The organism is Planococcus chinensis (genome assembly GCF_042681545.1).
GTDB lineage: Bacteria > Bacillota > Bacilli > Bacillales_A > Planococcaceae > Planococcus > Planococcus chinensis.
Map to the genome: position 1 here is coordinate 432,167 of NZ_JBHUFW010000005.1, position 16,982 is coordinate 449,148.

Consider the following 16,982-nt stretch of genomic DNA (forward strand, 5'->3'; position numbering starts at 1 on the left):
CGAAAACGCCAAGGAATGGAGAAATAGTGATAGAAGGTTCTATCACTATTTCTTCGATCCTATAGTTTTATTACTCAAGCCCGGTGAAATCGCCCGCTTCGTAGTAGCCGGAATCGATCAGCTCAGCTTTCACATTTTCTTTGTCGACTACGATGACATCCGTCTGCTTCGCTTTCACGTCGCCTGCTCCGTTATCGTAGGAACCGGTTGTCTCAGGCTCATTGCCGTCAAGAACTTCAACCGCCATGCCCATCGCATCTTCGACCAATGTCCGTACATCCTTGAAGACCGTCATCGACTGCTTCTCGTCAATTACGTATTGGATCGATGCTTTCTCCGCATCCTGGCCTGTGATCAGGTAATCAGTCACAGCTGAATCCGATCCGAATACATCGGCGATCGAACGGGCAGTGCCGTCGTTCGGCGCAAGGATGGCCACATTGCCTTTCATGTCATCCCCGACTGAAGTCAGGTGGGTTTGTGCTTTGTTCTTGGACTCGTTCGGATCCCAGTTTGTCGTAACCTGGCCGATGATTTTGCTCAATTGGTCACGATCCAATTCCTTCGTGTCTTTTAATGCTTCCGCTTCGCTTGAGTTGGCAATCTTGAATGTGCCGTCTGCAATTTTCGGCTGAAGTACTTCCCAAGCACCCTGGAAGAACAAGAATGCGTTGTTATCGGAAGAAGCCCCTGCGTACAAGTAAAGCGGTACGCCCGTGCCTTCTGCGTTATCCACCAAATACTGTGCTTGTGCTGCCCCTACTGCCAGGGAATCGAATGTGACATAATAGTCGACCGCATCCGTATCCGTGATCAATCGGTCATAAGCGATAACCGTGACATCGTCCTTTTTCGCAGCTTCCACTGCGGCAGCAGCTGCTGCACCGTCATGCGGCGTGATGATTAAGACTTTGATTCCTTTGTTCAATAGAGCTTCTACGTTCTCTTTTTCTTTTGCTGAAGATCCTTGGCTGAATAAAATCTCAGTCGAATATTCGGAATCCGCTAAAGCATCCTTGAAGCGCTGCTCATCCTGGACCCAACGCGGTTCATCTTTAGTCGGCAAGACGATTCCGACATCCACCCCTGAACCCGAACCTGAGCCGCTGCCTCCTTCTTCTCCGCTATTGCATGCCGCAGCAACCATCGTAAACAGCGCCAAGACCATTAAAAACAGGAACCCTTTAAAATTCATTCTCATGTTTTTGCCCCTCTCCCTTTGGATCGAATTGTAAGTACTCTTTTATTATAAATTCTGAAAAATTGAATGATAGCGCTTTCACTAGCATTCTTTCAACATCACCTGTACTTTTTTAGCTTTCGGCCCCGTTTCTTTAAAAATTGCCAGTTTCCGGCTCTGCGCTGATAAAAAGTGATCCGCCGGCTGTCAAAGAAATTGGCAAAATAGTCTCTAGTAAAGTAACGGCGGCCTCTTTATGATGGGGGTAAGAAATGGATGTGCGGAGAGTAAGTTGAACTGAGAAATTGACAATCTGTCGAGAGACTTTTTAGACTGAAGTTGATAAACGAAAAAAATTCACACCGCTTCGGCCGCTTTGGGGAAGGGCAAAGACGATTGTTTCTGCATCGCTACGCTAGCTTCGAAACAGGAAGGGCATTGCTCCTGCGCAAGCTCGTCGCAAAAGAGGCACCCAAATGCTTTAGGCGCCTCTTTGGCTTTCGCGATGAGCCGGGAAAAAACACCCGTCTCATAGCTTCGCCGAGCCCGTGGACGCGCCGGCGCTGGAGAGGCTTTCTATTAAAGATTGTGCAGGTCGTGATCCTTGGCTACTTATAGTTTTCTTAGATATGGAGAAAACAGCGGAGTGTAGAGGCTCATAATCCCCCCTGAACCAGCAAATCTTATTGATTTATCTTCTATATAAATCGGCTTAGAAAAAAACTGAATTAACATCATATATTCCTTTACAGGAATATTCCATCAGGAGTATACTGTACTTATGAAAAACTTATTGAATTCCCTATCCGAACCGAACCGCTTGAACATCGTGGAATTGTTGAAGCAAGGGCCGCTGACGGTCGGGGAAATTGCGGAAAAGCTGGATCTCCGGCAGCCGCAGGTTTCCAAGCACCTCCGGGTATTGAGCGAAGCCGGCATTGTTTCTGTCCGCCCCGTTGCCAACCGCCGCGTTTACCAATTGAATCCGGAACCGTTTCAGGAAATCCGGGAATGGACCGATTCATACCGCCACCTTTGGGAAGACCGGTTCGACCGATTGGATGGCTATTTAAATGAATTGCAAAAAAACAGGAAGGAGGAATAGGAGCCGTAGCCGCCGGATCATGGAGCCTCTGGAATCAAGCAAACCATAAGGAGGAATTGCAATGTCCGTCAACAAAGGATCAAACGAAACCGTTACCCGTTCCGAAGGATTGGAACTGGTCATGGAACGATTTTTCATGGCGCCACGGGAACTTGTATTTGCTGCCTATACTGAACCTGATCACATCAAAAATTGGTGGGGCCCGAATGGCTGGATGACCACGAATTATCAGATGGATGTCCGGCCGGGCGGCATCTGGCATTATTGCATGCGCTCGCCTGAAGGGGAAGAAGCCTGGGGGAAATCGGTTTACCAGGAAGTCACCGCGCCTGAACGGCTCGTCTACCTCGACAACTTTTCCGACGAAAACGGCAACGATGTCGAAGGCTACGCCGACATGAGAATCACAGTGGACTTTATCGAGGAAGGGAACGGCACCCGCCTGGTCAGCCGCACTTTGTTCGCCAATGAAGAAGAGATGAAGAAAGTGATGGATATGGGTGCAGTCGAAGGCATGACCGAAACCTTCGACCGTCTGGAACAGTACCTGAATGGCATGTAAAACAGCAAAACAGCCTTCCTGCGATTCGGGGAAGGCTGTTTTTTGGGAAAGCCAGCCTCCTCAAAAGAGTAGCGCAGCTTTTTTATCCGTTCTTCTCTAAAATGATTTCGAGTCCGCTATTTTCTTCTAGCGGATTCTTTTCAATCTGCAGAAAAGTGCCTTCTTCAAGCTCTACCAGATGGTCGGCTTTATCTTGGAAAGAATAGGTTTCGAGCACTGTTTTTTCAGCATCGATAATTTGTGCAAATGCTGCGCCATCTTGTTCTTTATCGCCAAGAAACCGCAAATTGTAGGAGCCAGCACCGAGTTGTTCCCCGACTTGATAAAAGCCCGAATGAGCGATTGAATACCTTTGCCCTTCCATGAGCTGCAGTTTTTCAAAACGGGCAGGCACTAAGAGGACTTCTCCTTCGCCTTCCACATACAACAATTCACCTACCAAAAAAGGCATCGCTTTCACTTCATCTTGCTGCTGAAACTCCTTCCCTTGAAAAATGGGACTTCCAGAAAACTTCACATCGTAGTTTCCTTCAGGCACATCCTCCCCTACTTTGTATTCCCCTTGTTGAAGTACAGCTTCCTCCGCCATTTCTTCTTTCAAGAATCTTTTCTCTATTATCGGCGCCGCCGCCAACAGAATTGTCACAGCCAATAAGATCAGAAATACCCTCTTTTTCAAATTCATTCTTTTATTTCTCCGTTGCTCATCGTCAAGGCAACGTCGCAGAGCGGAAGCAACTCTTCTTTTTGATGAGATGCTACGATCACCGTGGCTCCCCGTTCCCTTTCTTCCCGCAGGATCTGCCAGACCAACTCCACTCCTGAATCGTCAATGGCATTCGTTGGCTCATCCAATAAAAGGATTTCCGGCTTTTCGAAGATCGCCTGGGCAATGTTTAGCCGCTGCTTCATTCCCAGTGAATATTTTTTCACTTTCAGCTTCGAATCCGGATCCAACCCTACACGCGCCAGTGCATGTTCAATGTCCTGTTGTGTCGCTGCCTTTTTTATTTCCCCTAAGATCGCCAAGTTCTCCGCACCGGTATACTGCGGCAGAAGCGACATGTTTTCAATAATCAGGCCGCAGCTTGGCGGAAATGAAAGCTCCTCATGCAGGGTTTTATCCCCGATCCGAACTTTGCCTTTTGTCGGGACAATCAAACCGGAGATCGCTCTCAGGAGCATCGTTTTTCCAGAACCATTCTTTCCGAACAATCCGTAGATTTTCCCTGCTTCAAAGCGATAGTTTATATTTTTAAGAACTGTTTCCTTTTTTATGTTTTTCTCCAAATTGACTATGCTGATCATTGTTCTCCCTCATTTCCGTTTAAATAATGTCCATTTTCCCAATTCGTTTAACAATCCAAATGACAGTCGCCCCGACCAGCCCAAGCAGCAAAATCCCTGTCCACAAAGGATCCGCCAAGGGCTGGCTCAAAGCCGAAGCGCTCAGCCCATTGGCCATTCCCATCGCTGCAGTAGGCAACGGGATAAAACCGCCAACTGCCCCCGCCATCCATTCTGCGGACAGGATACTGGCCACCACAAATCCATTGACCGCAAGCAGGACCACTTTGGGAGGCCAGTACAAGTCCAGCAGAGACTGAAAAGCTGTCAAACCGGTTAAAAGCAAGAAATACATCACCGCCGAATAGGCTATACGCCACGAAAGCTCTGTGCCGGCCTCAGTGCCGGCTGCAAAGATCAAACACTGCAAAGCTACAAGCAACGCAACATGTAGAACCATCCTTCCCAACTCCATCAGTGCCCACTTGGCTTTGCTGAAGTTTCTGGTGATTGCCGGTATGCCGCGCACAACCAGCGCTTCTCTCAAGAAACCGGAAAAGAATACCGAAATGAAAAATATCGGGAAATACCAGATCATTAAATACCGAAGCTCCTTTGAGTGGGAGACGCCGATAGGAACGCCATCCAAAAACGGAAAGGCGCTTGCCGAGAGACCGCTCTGCTGATAAAAGAAGGCTTGCAGAGCCATCAAGAAAACCATGAATAAATCTGCTTTCCTATTCATTTGATGTAATCCTTTCTCCCAGCGACAGATGACGCGAATAAAAATAAAATGATGGCTAAAATCGTTTGTTTTGCATAAATCCAAGCCACTCCATGCCAGGTGATCACCTGCTCAAAAAAGCGGGTAAGGAGGATAAGGTCTTTTAATGGCGTCCATGCATTAGGCATAAGCAGCTTGGTGAAAAAGAACAATCCTCCGATAAGGAGCAGCGTGCCTACCAAAGGTGCCCCTTCGGACAAAAACCAATCACGCTGGATGCTGTAAATCAGGCCGACCACACTATAAAAAAGGCTTAAACTTAGTCCGTTCATCAAGGAATACATTAAGAGATCTGAAGAAAGAACCAACGAAGTTTCGAACGCCAGAAAACTCGCCCCCACGTTGACTAGGCTGTGCACCACTCCGATGAACATCGCTGCAAAAGCGATTTCTCTGAACCTCAACAAGAATAATTTTTCACGTCCGCGATGCCGGATCACCTCGTGGGACTTTTCATTTTTAAAAAGCTGCTGCAACAGAAGAAGAAACGGAATCAAATAAACTAAACAATAGTTCTGGATGGAACTGTAGCCGGATGCACTGCTGTTCATGTAATACAAAAGTTCAATGAACTTATCCTCTGACACCGGTTCCCGTGCTCTATAAGCTGCTATATAAGGTTGGTTTTGAGCGTACCAGACCAGCGCAAAGAAAAGCAGCAGAAAGAGTGTATGTAGTTTGCTAAGCTGCCTCATTTTTTTTCACCTCAAAGAAATAAACCAAGCCGCTCAAGAAGACATAGGAGATGGAGAGCACGAGAAACACGGGGACAATCTCCTTCAAGCCGTACTCGGAAAACGGTTGGAAGACATACATGCTGGAGTTATCCTGAAGAATGAAAATGAACCATAAAAAGAATGCCGAAGCATAGGCATACTTTCTGTCTTTGAAAAACAAACTTGAACTGGCCCCGATCAATCCAGCAAAGCCTGCAAGCAGGGATGCGATTAAACTGAAGATAGCCAGCCCAGCATATGGATTCTGCATGACGAAATCCGTAAAACCGTCATTGAACGAAACATCCGACAATCCTTTTGTATAGGTTCCGTTCCGGAACAAAATCGATACCAAAAGAAAATTGAAGAACAGCGATAAGGCCATTGCGAAAAATCCTATAAAAAAGGAAAAAAGCATTTTTTCTATGTAATAGTATTTCTTTCCGACTTTCCCCATGAGAATGTTGGCATAGCCTGTTTCAAAATCCTGCAACGAATCTTCTGTACCGAGCAGCAAGAGAAACAGCGGCAGGAACCATAGCAGAATATATTGGGGAATATGGCCGATGCTCGATCCTGAAAGGAAAAAAGCATGCGCCGGATGAAGAATATCCCCGCCCACACGTTTGAATTCGGTATAGATCAGCAAAGCATCCCATGCCGGTATTAAAACCATAATAAGAAGTATACTGATTGAAAGCTTATTTTTACTCACACGCATTAAGTGACTCTTAAACATAAACGCCCCACCACCTTTTAAAATAGAAAATAGGCAAACCCTAATCGATTCGCCTAGCTTCTTTCCAGAATCAGTTTACTTCTTCATCCCATACGCCAGTAGCTGTATAACCGCTGGTGCTAAAGTTGTTATTTTCAGCTCCAAGACGTACATAGGACTGGCTGGCAGAAGAAAAAGCTTCACGGTAATAAGCTCCATTTCCTTGAACTGCATCAACTATGTTAGAAACCCGTGTACCTGACTTGTCCAGCCAAAAAGTGGTGATTGTTCCTTTACCTTCACCTGAAGTCTGCAGATTTACTTTCCACTTGTTATTCGTATTTGTAGTTTGGCGATATCTTTCACCGGAGTAGTTGTTGGCATGTTCCGGTTTAATGGTAAAGCTGAAACCATGGTTATCGTTGCTTGCAAATGTGGATCCAGCTGTCGCCAACAACGAAAGACTCAATACTGCCGCTGAAACCAATTTTACTGTTGTTTTGTTTTTTCTCATTTAATACACCTCTTTATGAGTTTTGTTTTTCAATTACTAAGAACATTTATCCGTTAGGAATTGCCTTCATTAAAGCAGAATTCTTTTTTAAAAGGACTAAATATGAGTGCATTGTTTCCCTTCAATATAGGGATCTTATATCTTCGTTGTTCATTTTATTAACAGCACCCGATCATCCAATCAATCATCATTCTAAACATTTTATCCCACCACCTATCCATAATTTGTAATAAATGTTCTTAAAAATTATATACAAGACAAGGACTTTCCGATTATTATAAGCTTATAAGCTTAATTCATAGCTAACGTGGAGGTCCCTATGCCTGATAAGGAAAATTACGGAGAGACATTCAAAGCCGTACGTTCATCCAAAAACTTCAACCAGTCCAAAGTCCATGCCGAGATCATGCACCAAACAAGCTATTCGAAATTCGAACTGGGCAAAATTGAAATCACGTTCAACAAGTTCGAGAAGCTCCTTGAAAACATCGAGATGAACTTTGATGAATTCAGTTTCATTCACCATTCCTATAGTTATTCGCCACGCAACAGCATTATTATGGATTTCAATAATCTGAAATTCATCGATGAATTTGTCATCCAAGAGCTTGTTTCTAAAGCTACAGCTTACTTGAAGAATCATGATGACCATCAGATTGAGGATATCCTGAATGTACTCCATGCATTGCTGAGCATCAAACGGGATAATAACTTCCAGCAGGCGAAGTTTTATGCAGAAAAAGTTTGGCAGCGTCTGCAAAATTTGAATACGTGGTATTTTTCAGAAATACGGTTGGTCAACAACATCCTTTTTCTTTTCCCGATTGAAACGGCCATTACGATTGCAAAATTCGCCATCGAACAAGGAAATAAGTATGAAAAACACATCCAATACAAACCGCTGATCCTGCCGTTCAAGTACAATTTGGTTCATCTGCTCATGCGGGAAGGTTATTTGGAGAATGCCTATAAAATTAATGAAGAAATAATACAGGATTTTAAAAAACAGAAATCGTATGTTCAGATTGCCCTGTGCTATATTCGGAAAGGCTGTCTCGAAAAGCAATTGGACATCTTCAGCGAAAAAGATTATATCCAACAAGCCTATCGAATTGCGGACACTTTGGAAGACGAAAATCTGAAGAGACAATTGCAGAGCGAAGCCGATTACCTTTCCAACTTATTTTCAACTGTTCCTGTTATTGAAACAAAACAATAAACCAGCCATAAATAGATAAAAACGCAAATCTTGAAAATACAAGATTTGCGTTCAGACTGTAGACAAAGTCGAATTATGATGAATAGAGATGTACAAGCCCGATCGGGAGCGTCACCTGTATATATAAAAAGGGATAAGACGCCTATCCTGCTTTGTGTAGCTAGTTCCAAGCTGCTGGCTTTAGGATCCGCAACGGAAGGCGGCGTCTCCTGCGGGAAAGCGAAGTGCCGAAATCCACTCGGACGCGAGTCCGAGTTAGTTCGGCGCGAGCCCGCGGAATGCGTCCGCCTGAAGTGAAGGATCCGGGATAGCTTCTCTCAAAGGTAATTTCATTCTTAAAGAGGGACAATTATTCTTTTGTCTACAAGCTCAATGCAAATCTTGAAAATACAAGATTTGCGTTTTTATATTTTTGGCCGAACCTATTGAAATTTGAATCGGCTATTTGCCCAGTTTCATTTCCGGTACTTGATTGCCAGGCCTTTCAAGAAGTTGCGTGCATAGCGGTCGCCGCAGACGCTGTAGTTTTTGTGGCCTTGCTTCCGCAGCATGGCACTCATCTCGCCTTTGGTCACGGTGACGCCGGCGAGCGCCAGAATGTCGATCATGTCCTCGCTCGTCAATTGCAGCGCAATTTTCACTTTTTTTAACAACAGGTTTTTCGAGGGTTCGTTCGTAAATTGCGGCTTTTCCGGCTGCCCCGGCTTCGGCTCCTGCTTCCCTCTTTTGAAAATGATCAGGCCGTTCAGGAACGACTCGAACATCGTATTGTCGACAGGGATATAATCCTCTGTCTCCGGCTCGTCATAGATGCCGGCATCTTCCTCTTCGTAATCATCCGGCGTCTTTGTCAGCACCTTCTGCACTTCTTCTTTTGACAGGCTGATGCCCCCCAATTTGAAGATTTCGGCAACGTCGCTGTTTTTGATATCCAGCGCATACCTCAAACGGATCAGCAGATCGTTATTGTCCATCGGTCATCCTCCTCTATTCCTTCCGAAACGGCGTTCGCTTACTACGTTTAATCCACTCTTATGATAGCACAAATGCCGCTTTAGCCAAGCGCGGGCCGCAGAAGCCGCTTCTTCGGAAGCCACCGGTCCACCCCTGCAAAGAACCCCTAGCAGCGGCCCTTGTTAGAAGGCGCGGTGCCAGAGGTTCTTTTATCGGCTAACCCCCTCGGAATAAATTTGGATTTGCCTCATTCGTTCGTTTCGCTCACTTCAGTTGAAATGATTAATGTCAGAACCGCAGTAACGATAAGCACCAATGCCATGACGAATAACATGCTGATCTCCTCCTAATGAGTATGCCGGTTTTCCGGCTCCGTTTTATCTTCATCTTTACTATAGCTCCTGGATGGACCCGTGTACTTGACGTGCATCAAGGTTGCGCCTTTCATCTTTGCATATAATTCAATTAGGAGAAGAAGGTGAATTACTCAGAACGAGACTATTTATTCAATAACTTATACAAAGGATAGTAATTGTCAGAATATTTGATATAGTTAGGTTGAGGAAAGGGAGGATCTTCCATCCTTTAGACCCAAATACGGTGAAGGGAGGAATTGCAGATGAACAACGCTTCTTCTGATCCAAAAGGCGAAAAGAATCCTGCCGGTTTGCCGGAAACTTCTTTGGCCGGCACTTTTGTCTCCGTTCTCATTTTAGCGGCTTTTATGCTGCTGGCATGGTCAGGTGTATTCCTATTGTTCTTGTCGCGCAACTAGTCCGGCAAACCGTTAGCAGAAAGGGGAATCCGTTTTATGCATATCCACCGCTACGAGAAAATCTGGTTGATCATCGGCTCTCTTATCCTTCTTATCTTTCTGACCATCCTGGCCATCCAGACGTTCTTCCTTGAAATGGGACCGCCAAGCCATGCGGAGACGATTGATCCGCAAAGTGTCCGGGAATCGGAGATCTTTGCAGATCCGGAATTGAAGGAAATCGGCGATAACGAATATGAAATTGCTATCATTGCGGAGATGTTCGCTTTCCAGCCGGGCGATCTGGAAATCCCGGCCGGCGCCACGGTCCATTTCACCCTTGCTTCACCCGACGTCACGCATGGCTTTAAAATCAGCGATACCAACGTCAACGTGATGGTCGTGCCCGGCCATATCTCCAAAGCCAGCCATACGTTCGATGAACCTGGCGAATACTTGATCTTGTGCAACGAATATTGCGGACTGGGGCATGAGTACATGGCAAGTACGATTACAGTCAAATAACAGAAAGTAGGGGAAAACATGACGCACATTACTGATGCATCAGCCTTTGATGAACGAAGAGCAGCAGATGCCGATCTCGTTGCCGGCATTCCGAAACGCGATTTCCGCTTGTCGCTGGCGAATCTGCTCATCGCTTTCATCGCGTTATTGTTCGGCGGGATCGCCGGATTGCTGCAGGGGTTTGTCCGAAGCGGCTTTCTGGAACTCCCTTCCTGGATCAGCTATTACGCTTTGTTGACGGCCCACGGCGTTCTGCTCGTTCTGGTCTTGAGTTCGTTTTTCAGCATCGGCTACCTGTACGCCGGGACCTCCCGGGTGCTCGGCGGCCTGGCCCCTAAAACGATCGCGTTCGGCTGGACAGGTTTCGCCCTGATGTCAGTTGGCACCGTGATCGCTGCATTTTTCATTCTATCCGGCGATGCCAACGTCCTCTATACGTTCTATACACCCATGCAGGCCCATCCGTGGTTTTATATCGGACTGGCGCTTCTTGTCGTGGGCATCCTCCTAAACTGCGTCGGCATGTTCATTACCTATCAAAGCTGGCGCAAGCGGAATCCGGGCGAACTCACACCGCTCTTCGCATTTTTTGCCAATGCCGTATTTGTGCTATGGGTGCTCGCTTCCCTGTTCATCGCGGTCTTTGTGGTCGGCATGGTCATCCCATGGGCATTCGGCTGGGTGCCGACGATCGACCCGATGATCGGGCGGACGATGTTCTGGGCGTTCGGCCATACCCTCGTCAACATCTGGATGCTGACATCGATTTCTGCTTGGTACGTCTCGATGCCGAAAATCATCGGCGGGAAAATCTTCAGCGATTCCCTTGCCCGGGTCGCAGTGGTGATCCTGGTGGTTGCCAACGTTCCCGGCGGCTTCCACCACCAGATCCTGGATCCCGGCTTGTCGGTTGAGCTGAAATTCCTGCACGTTATCCAGACATTCATGATCATCTTCCCTTCCCTGATGACCGCGTTCGCGATGCTCGCGACGATGGAACGGACCGGCCGGGCAAAAGGCGTTACGAGTCTCCTGGGATGGTGGAAAACCCTGCCTTGGGGAGACGCCCGCTTCTTCGCCTTGATCGTAGCGATGTTCGCATTCATCCCCGCGGGGCTTGGCGGGATCATAAACGCGAGCAACCAGGTCAACCAGGTGGTCCATAATTCCATCTGGGTGACGGGCCACCTGCATTTGACGGTCGGCACGACCGTCATGCTGACATTTTTCGGTGTCTCCTATTGGCTGATCCCGTTTCTGACTGGCCGGACGATGACCAAGACGCTCAATAAGCTGGCTATTTCACAGACGATCATATGGGCGCTCGGCATGCTGCTCATGTCAGGCGCGATGCACGCCAACGGGCTTTTGGGAAGCCCCCGCCGTACTGCCAACACTTCTTACAACGGCCATAGCGAAGCTTCCGGCTGGGCTATGTATGAAACTTTGATGGCCATGGGCGGCGTTATCCTGTTTGTCGGCATCCTCCTGCTGATCTACATCTGGGTACAGCTCGCCTTTATGGCACCGAAAGGAAAGACCGATTTTCCGATCGGCGAAGACTACAACGAAAAAGACCGCTCGCCTTTGTTCATGGACCGCTGGTCGATCTGGGTGACGCTATCGCTGGTTTCCATCGCCATCGCGTACGGTATCCCGCTATGGGACTTTGCGACCGGACACAACCCGGGGTCGCCTCCATTCTTGATGCCCTAGGCGCAAACCATAGAACCTTCATCTAAAAAAGCACAAAAGCGCGCAACTGCGCGTTTTGTGCTTTTTTCATATTCTGTACAGGCTTTCACTTTTTATGGCGGTACAAATAAATGGTGAGCGGCGCAAACACCGCGGTCAGAATCAGCGAGACGATGAATACCCAGACTACCTGCTGTACAGTCACCGTTCCGTGCATCGCACCGCGGACGCCGGTCGCCAGGACCGAAATCGGATTGAGTTCGACAAACCCCTGCAGCCAAGACGGCAGTGTCTGCGGATCGACAAAGACGTTGCTGACGAATGTCAGCGGCATCAAGACCAGGAAGCTGATCATCATCAGCGATTTCTCGGAACGCACGATCAAACCGAAGACGGTCCAGACCCAGGACAGGCTGAACGAAAATACCAGGATCAGCCCGACCGCTCCCAGCACCCCGATCATCCCGCCTTCTGGACGGAACCCGAGCAGGAAGCCGAGACCGATCATGATGGCAGACGCCAACGAATAGCGCACCACATCGACCAGCAGCGATCCGATCAGCGCGGACGGCAGCCAGATGGGAAGCGTCCGGAACCGGTCAAAGATGCCTTTTCGGATGTCATTGTTCAAATCGATGCCCGTGTACATGGTGATCTGGGCTACCGTCATGACAAGTATCCCAGGCAGCAGGAATTGCAGGTATTCTTCCGTTGATCCTGCAATCGCACCTCCGAATAAATACGTGAACATCAACAGGAAAATGACCGGAAATACAGTCACATCAAACATCTGCTCCGGCACATGCTTGATGCGGAGCAGCGCCCGCCCCGCAAATGTCATGGTCGAGGAAAACGCGCTCGGCGGTTTCGGCCGCTTGCTTGAAGCGATGGAATCCCCGAGCCGGCGGTCAGTCGCTTCCCGTTCTCTCTGTTCGATAAAGTCGATCATGATGCTCCCTCCTCGTTTGTTCCATCGGTCGCCGCATGGCCTGTCAAGGTCAGGAATACCTCGTCAAGGCTCGGCCGGCCGAATGAAAAGTCACTGACGGCAATTCTTTCCTGCGCCAGCTCGCCCAAGGCATCCGCAACTGCCAAGGAATCGTTCATCTGGGCAGTCAACGATGCGGAATCAGACGTGAAGTGGACCGGGACAGCCAGTTTCTGTTCCAGCAGTTCCACTGCCCGCGAGCGGTCCTTCGCATTCACCAGCTGGACGTTCAGCGTACCTGTTCCGACCGACGCCTTCAGCTCGCTGCTGGTCCCTTCCGCAATAATCTTGCCTTGGTCGATGACTGCAATACGGTCTGCCAGTTGATCCGCTTCATCCAGGTATTGGGTCGTCAGCAACACCGTCGTTCCAGCGCCGGTAAGCGCCCGGATAATATCCCATACCTGGTTTCGGCTTCTGGGATCCAGTCCGGCTGTCGGTTCATCCAGAAACAATAAATCCGGTGTCACCACGATGCTCGCTGCAATATCGATCCGCCGCCGCATGCCGCCCGAATACCTTTTCACTTGCCGCTTCGCTGCATCCACGAGCCCGAAAGCCTCCAGCAGGTCTTTTGCCCGCACCTTCGCTTCCTTGCGCCCATACCCCATGAGCCGGGCCATCATGACCAGGTTTTCCATGCCGGTCAAATCTTCATCAATAGAGGCGTATTGGCCGGTCAAACTGATCCGGCTGCGGATTGCATCGCCTTCTTTCTCCAAATCATGCCCGAAAATCCGCGCAGCTCCTTCATCCGGCTTCACCAGCGTCGCCAGCATGCGGATAGTCGTTGTCTTCCCTGCTCCGTTCGGCCCCAAAAAGCCATACACCGTCCCTTTTTGCACCGTTAAGTCTACACCGTCCACCGCACGCTGTTTGCCGTAAACTTTCACCAAGCCTTTTGCTTCGATCGCCCAATCCTGTGGCAGTTGTCTTGCTGATTGCATAGTATTCACCCTTCCCTAGTGGAAATCCGGATGCCGTTTGAACAAAGGGATATGTATAATCATTTTCACTTTAAGTATTTGAAGGTGTATTAAAGGAACATTTGTTCTCATTATATTCTACACCCCAAACTCGGAAATGTAAAACAATATTATCTAATTATTCAGTTTTTTAATTTGTTGCATAAAAAAACACCAACTTCCCTTTCGGGGAAATCGGTGCATCGTCTACTTTATTTAGCTCAGCGCGACTCTTTTGGCGGCTGGCACACGTCGCATTTGCGCTGGTTGTTCTTGTTGAATTTCGTGAACGTCTTCTCGAAATTATTGCCGCAAGAACATTTGAAGAGCAACTTCTGTGAAAATCCGTGATACTCCGTAGACAGCAATTTGCTGTCGGAGTTTTTCTCTGTAAATTCCCTGATTTTATCGATCGTCCATCGTTTGTTCATTTGTTTACACCTCTGTGGTTTATTGGTAGGCGCCAGGCAAATCCGCTATGGGCAAAAGCCGTGATCATCCTAAGTTCCCTATTATAGCACGGAAGCGTCTGGATCTTTAAAAATAACTTCGCGGAAACAGCTGCACCAAAAAGGATAGCCAGCGCGACGGCATTCAATATGGATTCTGAGCGTAAAGGTACATGTAGACCAGGAGCAGGATGGTCAGCACGATCATTCCGACAATGGAGGCCATCACGATTCTCCTGTTGTTCTTCGCCATCCCGTAAATGATGCCGATAATCCCGATCAATGCAAGAATAATAACCAAAACCATGAGTGAACACCCCTTTAAAATGAGATGATGGCGACCAACTCTGAATGTTACCAATACTTCTGAATTACCTAGTAAAGTAGATAGAATAGTCTGTTAACATTTATTTACCTCTATTCTATCACTTTCGGATCAAGGCCGACCATTTTAATGTATTTGCGTATCGTGTCGTTCCCTTCGCATCGTTCGGCGGTTCACAAAAGGTTTACGCCATGCCTTTCTGCGGCAGTAATTGAATTAAAAAAGCATCGGTTTTTCACACCGATGCTTTCTGGTATTGATCAATTATTTTTTACTGGATGGTAGTATACATGCTCCGTGTAATCGGTAATGATTCCATCTACATTCAAATCGAATAGACGCAAAGCTTGCTCTTGGCTTCTTGAAGTGTACGGATAAATCTTCATCCCCGCTTCGTGGACATCGCTGACCAATTCCTCCGTCACAATGTGCATAGAGGGATTGAAATAATCGGCGTACGCAGCGAATTGAGCCAGTTGTTCTTCCGTTACATTCGCCCATCCCGCTCCTGCCAGAATACCATGCGGAAGATTCGGCAACAGCTCTTTGGATTTCTTCATGGATTCATGGTTAAAGGATTGCAGGATGATTTTTCCGTTATTTGATCTATCCATATTTCGTTCAACCAAAGCGTCCGCAACTTTCTTTTCGATCCCCGGATAAAGTTCCGGTGCCTTCAACTCGATTAGAATGCCGACTTTCCCGCGAAACGCATCCAATACTTCATCAAAAGTCGGAACCTGCTCGCCCGCATAAGCTTCACTGAACCAGCTGCCGGCATCCAACTGCCGGATTTCCTCAAATGTTAAGCTCTTCACTTTGCCCGTTCCATCTGTAGTACGGTCGACCGTAGTGTCATGGATCACGACAAGCTCACCGTCTTTTGTCATTTGCACATCAATTTCGATATAATCCGCCTTCATTTCAACCCCTTTGTGGAAGGCTCCCATCGTGTTTTCAGGCGCATGCCCCGAAGCCCCGCGATGTGCCACGTTCACCATTTTTTGCTGATCCTGCTTCGAAATCATGTTGCTCACTTCTCCGTGTTCAGCAGCAAGTACAGGTCCGCTGAAAGACGCCGCCGCCAAACTGACCGCTAAAATCGTAACCATCCGTTTCATCCAATCACTCCTTATGTAGTATCCCCCTTATTGTAGGCAGGGGATGTTGAGTGGGTATGAATAGAATGTTAAGAAATAAAAAAGGGAAATATTTACTCCTTGGAAATAGTCTTTTTAAGAATTCAAACAGATCTTTGCAGCTAATAAAACTTGTAAGTATTCTTTCCGGCTTGCTTGGCCCGATACAGCGCTTCGTCCGCATTTTTAAGAAGCGCCTTTAAATCTGCACTGTTGTCTTCGTACGTGACGATTCCAATGCTGGTGGAAAGCTCATAGCCAGTATCCCACGTGCTCAAGCTGCCGAGCAATTGCTCCGCCCGTTTATGCATGTCTTCGCTTGAGGCGTGGCTTGAGAAATGCACGACGAATTCGTCGCCGCCCAACCTGACCGCCAAGGCATCTTTATGCTCCGCCGCGAACTTTTGCAGCTTTAACGCGACTTCCTTCAGTACCAAATCTCCTGCATCATGCCCATGGATATCGTTCACCTTTTTGAACCCGTCCAGATCGAGGAAGAAAATCACGCCTTCCCCTTCCCTCTGCTCTTCAAATAGCCGGGAAAGATAACGTCTGTTGTACAAATCCGTCAACGAATCCCTATAGGCAAATCGTTCAAGGTTCAGATAATAGGAAAACATCCGGACAATCCGCTGCAGCAGATCGATGCTTTTCTTATCAAATTGACTCTTTTCATCGTGGATGGCACACAAGGTCCCGAACGTTTCACCGTTCCCCAGAGAAATAGGAATGCCCAGATAAGAGCGGATATTGGCTTTGTCGAGCACGTTTCTCATATCGGCCAATCTATCCTCTTCCCGCACATCTTCGAAAATTGCCGGATGATTTTTTTCAAAGTCGACAAACTGGCACAGCGATTGATTTAGATTCAGCATCATGCCTTCACTCACCGGAATCGTTGTTTCGTCACTCGTAATCTTAAGAATGATCTGCTGAGTCCCATCGATCGAGCTCAAATAAAGCAATTGGTCTGGCAGAATCTCTTTTGCCAGGTCCAATACATCCTTTGACAGCTCCTCAAAATTCGCATACATTTGCAGTTCCTGAAATGTCATTCCCATAAAGCACCTCGATTGTCGTCATCTCTAGTTTGCCAATTAGAG

General features: G+C 47.5%; 20 protein-coding genes. 6 read left to right on the forward strand and 14 right to left on the reverse strand.

Annotation, left to right across the window (positions count from 1 at the left end):
* Window positions 1–70 precede the first annotated feature (70 nt).
* Window positions 71–1,201, reverse strand: a complete 1,131-nt coding sequence (locus ACFSDB_RS09670; protein WP_204892092.1) for a sugar ABC transporter substrate-binding protein — start codon at window positions 1,199–1,201, stop codon at window positions 71–73.
* 760 nt (window positions 1,202–1,961) lie between these two features.
* Between ACFSDB_RS09670 and ACFSDB_RS09675 the strand changes: the two genes are divergently transcribed.
* Entirely contained in the window at window positions 1,962–2,285 is a 324-nt protein-coding gene (locus tag ACFSDB_RS09675; RefSeq protein ID WP_204892093.1) for an ArsR/SmtB family transcription factor, read from the forward strand.
* A gap of 61 nt (window positions 2,286–2,346) precedes the next feature.
* Window positions 2,347–2,847, forward strand: a complete 501-nt coding sequence (locus ACFSDB_RS09680; protein ID WP_204892094.1) for an SRPBCC family protein — start codon at window positions 2,347–2,349, stop codon at window positions 2,845–2,847.
* A gap of 82 nt (window positions 2,848–2,929) precedes the next feature.
* Here the strand turns inward: ACFSDB_RS09680 and ACFSDB_RS09685 are convergent, their stop codons facing one another.
* From ACFSDB_RS09685 to ACFSDB_RS09710, 6 genes are all read right to left on the reverse strand, one after another.
* A complete protein-coding gene (locus ACFSDB_RS09685) occupies window positions 2,930–3,532 on the reverse strand; it encodes a hypothetical protein (protein ID WP_204892095.1) in 603 nt (200 codons plus the stop codon).
* Complete coding sequence (locus ACFSDB_RS09690) at window positions 3,529–4,155, reverse strand: ABC transporter ATP-binding protein (protein WP_204892096.1); 627 nt, start codon at window positions 4,153–4,155, stop codon at window positions 3,529–3,531. Before ACFSDB_RS09690 ends, ACFSDB_RS09685 begins: the two co-directional genes overlap by 4 nt.
* A 19-nt stretch (window positions 4,156–4,174) precedes the next feature.
* Entirely contained in the window at window positions 4,175–4,879 is a 705-nt protein-coding gene (locus tag ACFSDB_RS09695; RefSeq protein ID WP_204892097.1) for a DUF2705 family protein, read from the reverse strand.
* The gene (locus ACFSDB_RS09700; protein ID WP_204892098.1) at window positions 4,876–5,613 is read right to left on the reverse strand and encodes a WxPxxD family membrane protein; all 738 of its coding nucleotides are present in this window, start codon (window positions 5,611–5,613) and stop codon (window positions 4,876–4,878) included. Before ACFSDB_RS09700 ends, ACFSDB_RS09695 begins: the two co-directional genes overlap by 4 nt.
* Window positions 5,600–6,310, reverse strand: coding sequence for a DUF2705 family protein (locus ACFSDB_RS09705; protein ID WP_204892099.1), 711 nt, complete (start codon window positions 6,308–6,310; stop codon window positions 5,600–5,602). The genes ACFSDB_RS09700 and ACFSDB_RS09705 overlap by 14 nt, the downstream gene beginning before the upstream one ends.
* A gap of 133 nt (window positions 6,311–6,443) precedes the next feature.
* On the reverse strand, window positions 6,444–6,866 hold the full coding sequence (locus tag ACFSDB_RS09710; protein WP_204892100.1) for a DUF2712 domain-containing protein: 423 nt from the start codon (window positions 6,864–6,866) through the stop codon (window positions 6,444–6,446).
* A gap of 319 nt (window positions 6,867–7,185) precedes the next feature.
* On the opposite strand from ACFSDB_RS09710, the gene ACFSDB_RS09715 reads away from it, so the two are divergent.
* The gene (locus ACFSDB_RS09715; protein ID WP_204892101.1) at window positions 7,186–8,085 is read left to right on the forward strand and encodes a helix-turn-helix domain-containing protein; all 900 of its coding nucleotides are present in this window, start codon (window positions 7,186–7,188) and stop codon (window positions 8,083–8,085) included.
* A gap of 455 nt (window positions 8,086–8,540) precedes the next feature.
* Here ACFSDB_RS09715 and ACFSDB_RS09720 read toward each other — a convergent pair whose 3' ends face one another.
* Window positions 8,541–9,059: a YehS family protein gene (locus ACFSDB_RS09720; RefSeq protein WP_204892102.1), complete on the reverse strand. Its 519-nt coding sequence runs from the start codon at window positions 9,057–9,059 to the stop codon at window positions 8,541–8,543.
* 599 nt (window positions 9,060–9,658) lie between these two features.
* Here ACFSDB_RS09720 and ACFSDB_RS09725 point away from each other — a divergent pair.
* From ACFSDB_RS09725 to ACFSDB_RS09735, 3 genes are read left to right on the forward strand one after another with little or no spacing between them, the layout of a single operon-like run.
* Window positions 9,659–9,814, forward strand: coding sequence for a cytochrome c oxidase subunit 2A (locus ACFSDB_RS09725; RefSeq protein ID WP_204892103.1), 156 nt, complete (start codon window positions 9,659–9,661; stop codon window positions 9,812–9,814).
* A 36-nt stretch (window positions 9,815–9,850) separates the two neighbouring features.
* Window positions 9,851–10,318, forward strand: a complete 468-nt coding sequence (locus ACFSDB_RS09730; protein ID WP_204892104.1) for a cytochrome c oxidase subunit II — start codon at window positions 9,851–9,853, stop codon at window positions 10,316–10,318.
* Between the two features lie 18 nt (window positions 10,319–10,336).
* Window positions 10,337–12,034, forward strand: coding sequence for a cbb3-type cytochrome c oxidase subunit I (locus ACFSDB_RS09735; protein WP_204892105.1), 1,698 nt, complete (start codon window positions 10,337–10,339; stop codon window positions 12,032–12,034).
* Between the two features lie 85 nt (window positions 12,035–12,119).
* On the opposite strand, the gene ACFSDB_RS09740 is transcribed toward ACFSDB_RS09735, so the two are convergent.
* From ACFSDB_RS09740 to ACFSDB_RS09765, 6 genes are all read right to left on the reverse strand, one after another.
* The gene (locus ACFSDB_RS09740; protein WP_204892106.1) at window positions 12,120–12,962 is read right to left on the reverse strand and encodes an ABC transporter permease; all 843 of its coding nucleotides are present in this window, start codon (window positions 12,960–12,962) and stop codon (window positions 12,120–12,122) included.
* A complete protein-coding gene (locus tag ACFSDB_RS09745; RefSeq protein WP_204892107.1) occupies window positions 12,959–13,948 on the reverse strand; it encodes an ATP-binding cassette domain-containing protein in 990 nt (329 codons plus the stop codon). The genes ACFSDB_RS09740 and ACFSDB_RS09745 overlap by 4 nt, the downstream gene beginning before the upstream one ends.
* A gap of 239 nt (window positions 13,949–14,187) precedes the next feature.
* On the reverse strand, window positions 14,188–14,397 hold the full coding sequence (locus tag ACFSDB_RS09750; RefSeq protein ID WP_204892108.1) for a hypothetical protein: 210 nt from the start codon (window positions 14,395–14,397) through the stop codon (window positions 14,188–14,190).
* 163 nt (window positions 14,398–14,560) lie between these two features.
* On the reverse strand, window positions 14,561–14,722 hold the full coding sequence (locus ACFSDB_RS09755; RefSeq protein WP_204892109.1) for a hypothetical protein: 162 nt from the start codon (window positions 14,720–14,722) through the stop codon (window positions 14,561–14,563).
* 278 nt (window positions 14,723–15,000) lie between these two features.
* A complete protein-coding gene (locus tag ACFSDB_RS09760; RefSeq protein ID WP_204892110.1) occupies window positions 15,001–15,861 on the reverse strand; it encodes a glycerophosphodiester phosphodiesterase in 861 nt (286 codons plus the stop codon).
* Between the two features lie 140 nt (window positions 15,862–16,001).
* Entirely contained in the window at window positions 16,002–16,940 is a 939-nt protein-coding gene (locus ACFSDB_RS09765; protein WP_204892111.1) for a sensor domain-containing diguanylate cyclase, read from the reverse strand.
* Window positions 16,941–16,982 lie beyond the last annotated feature (42 nt).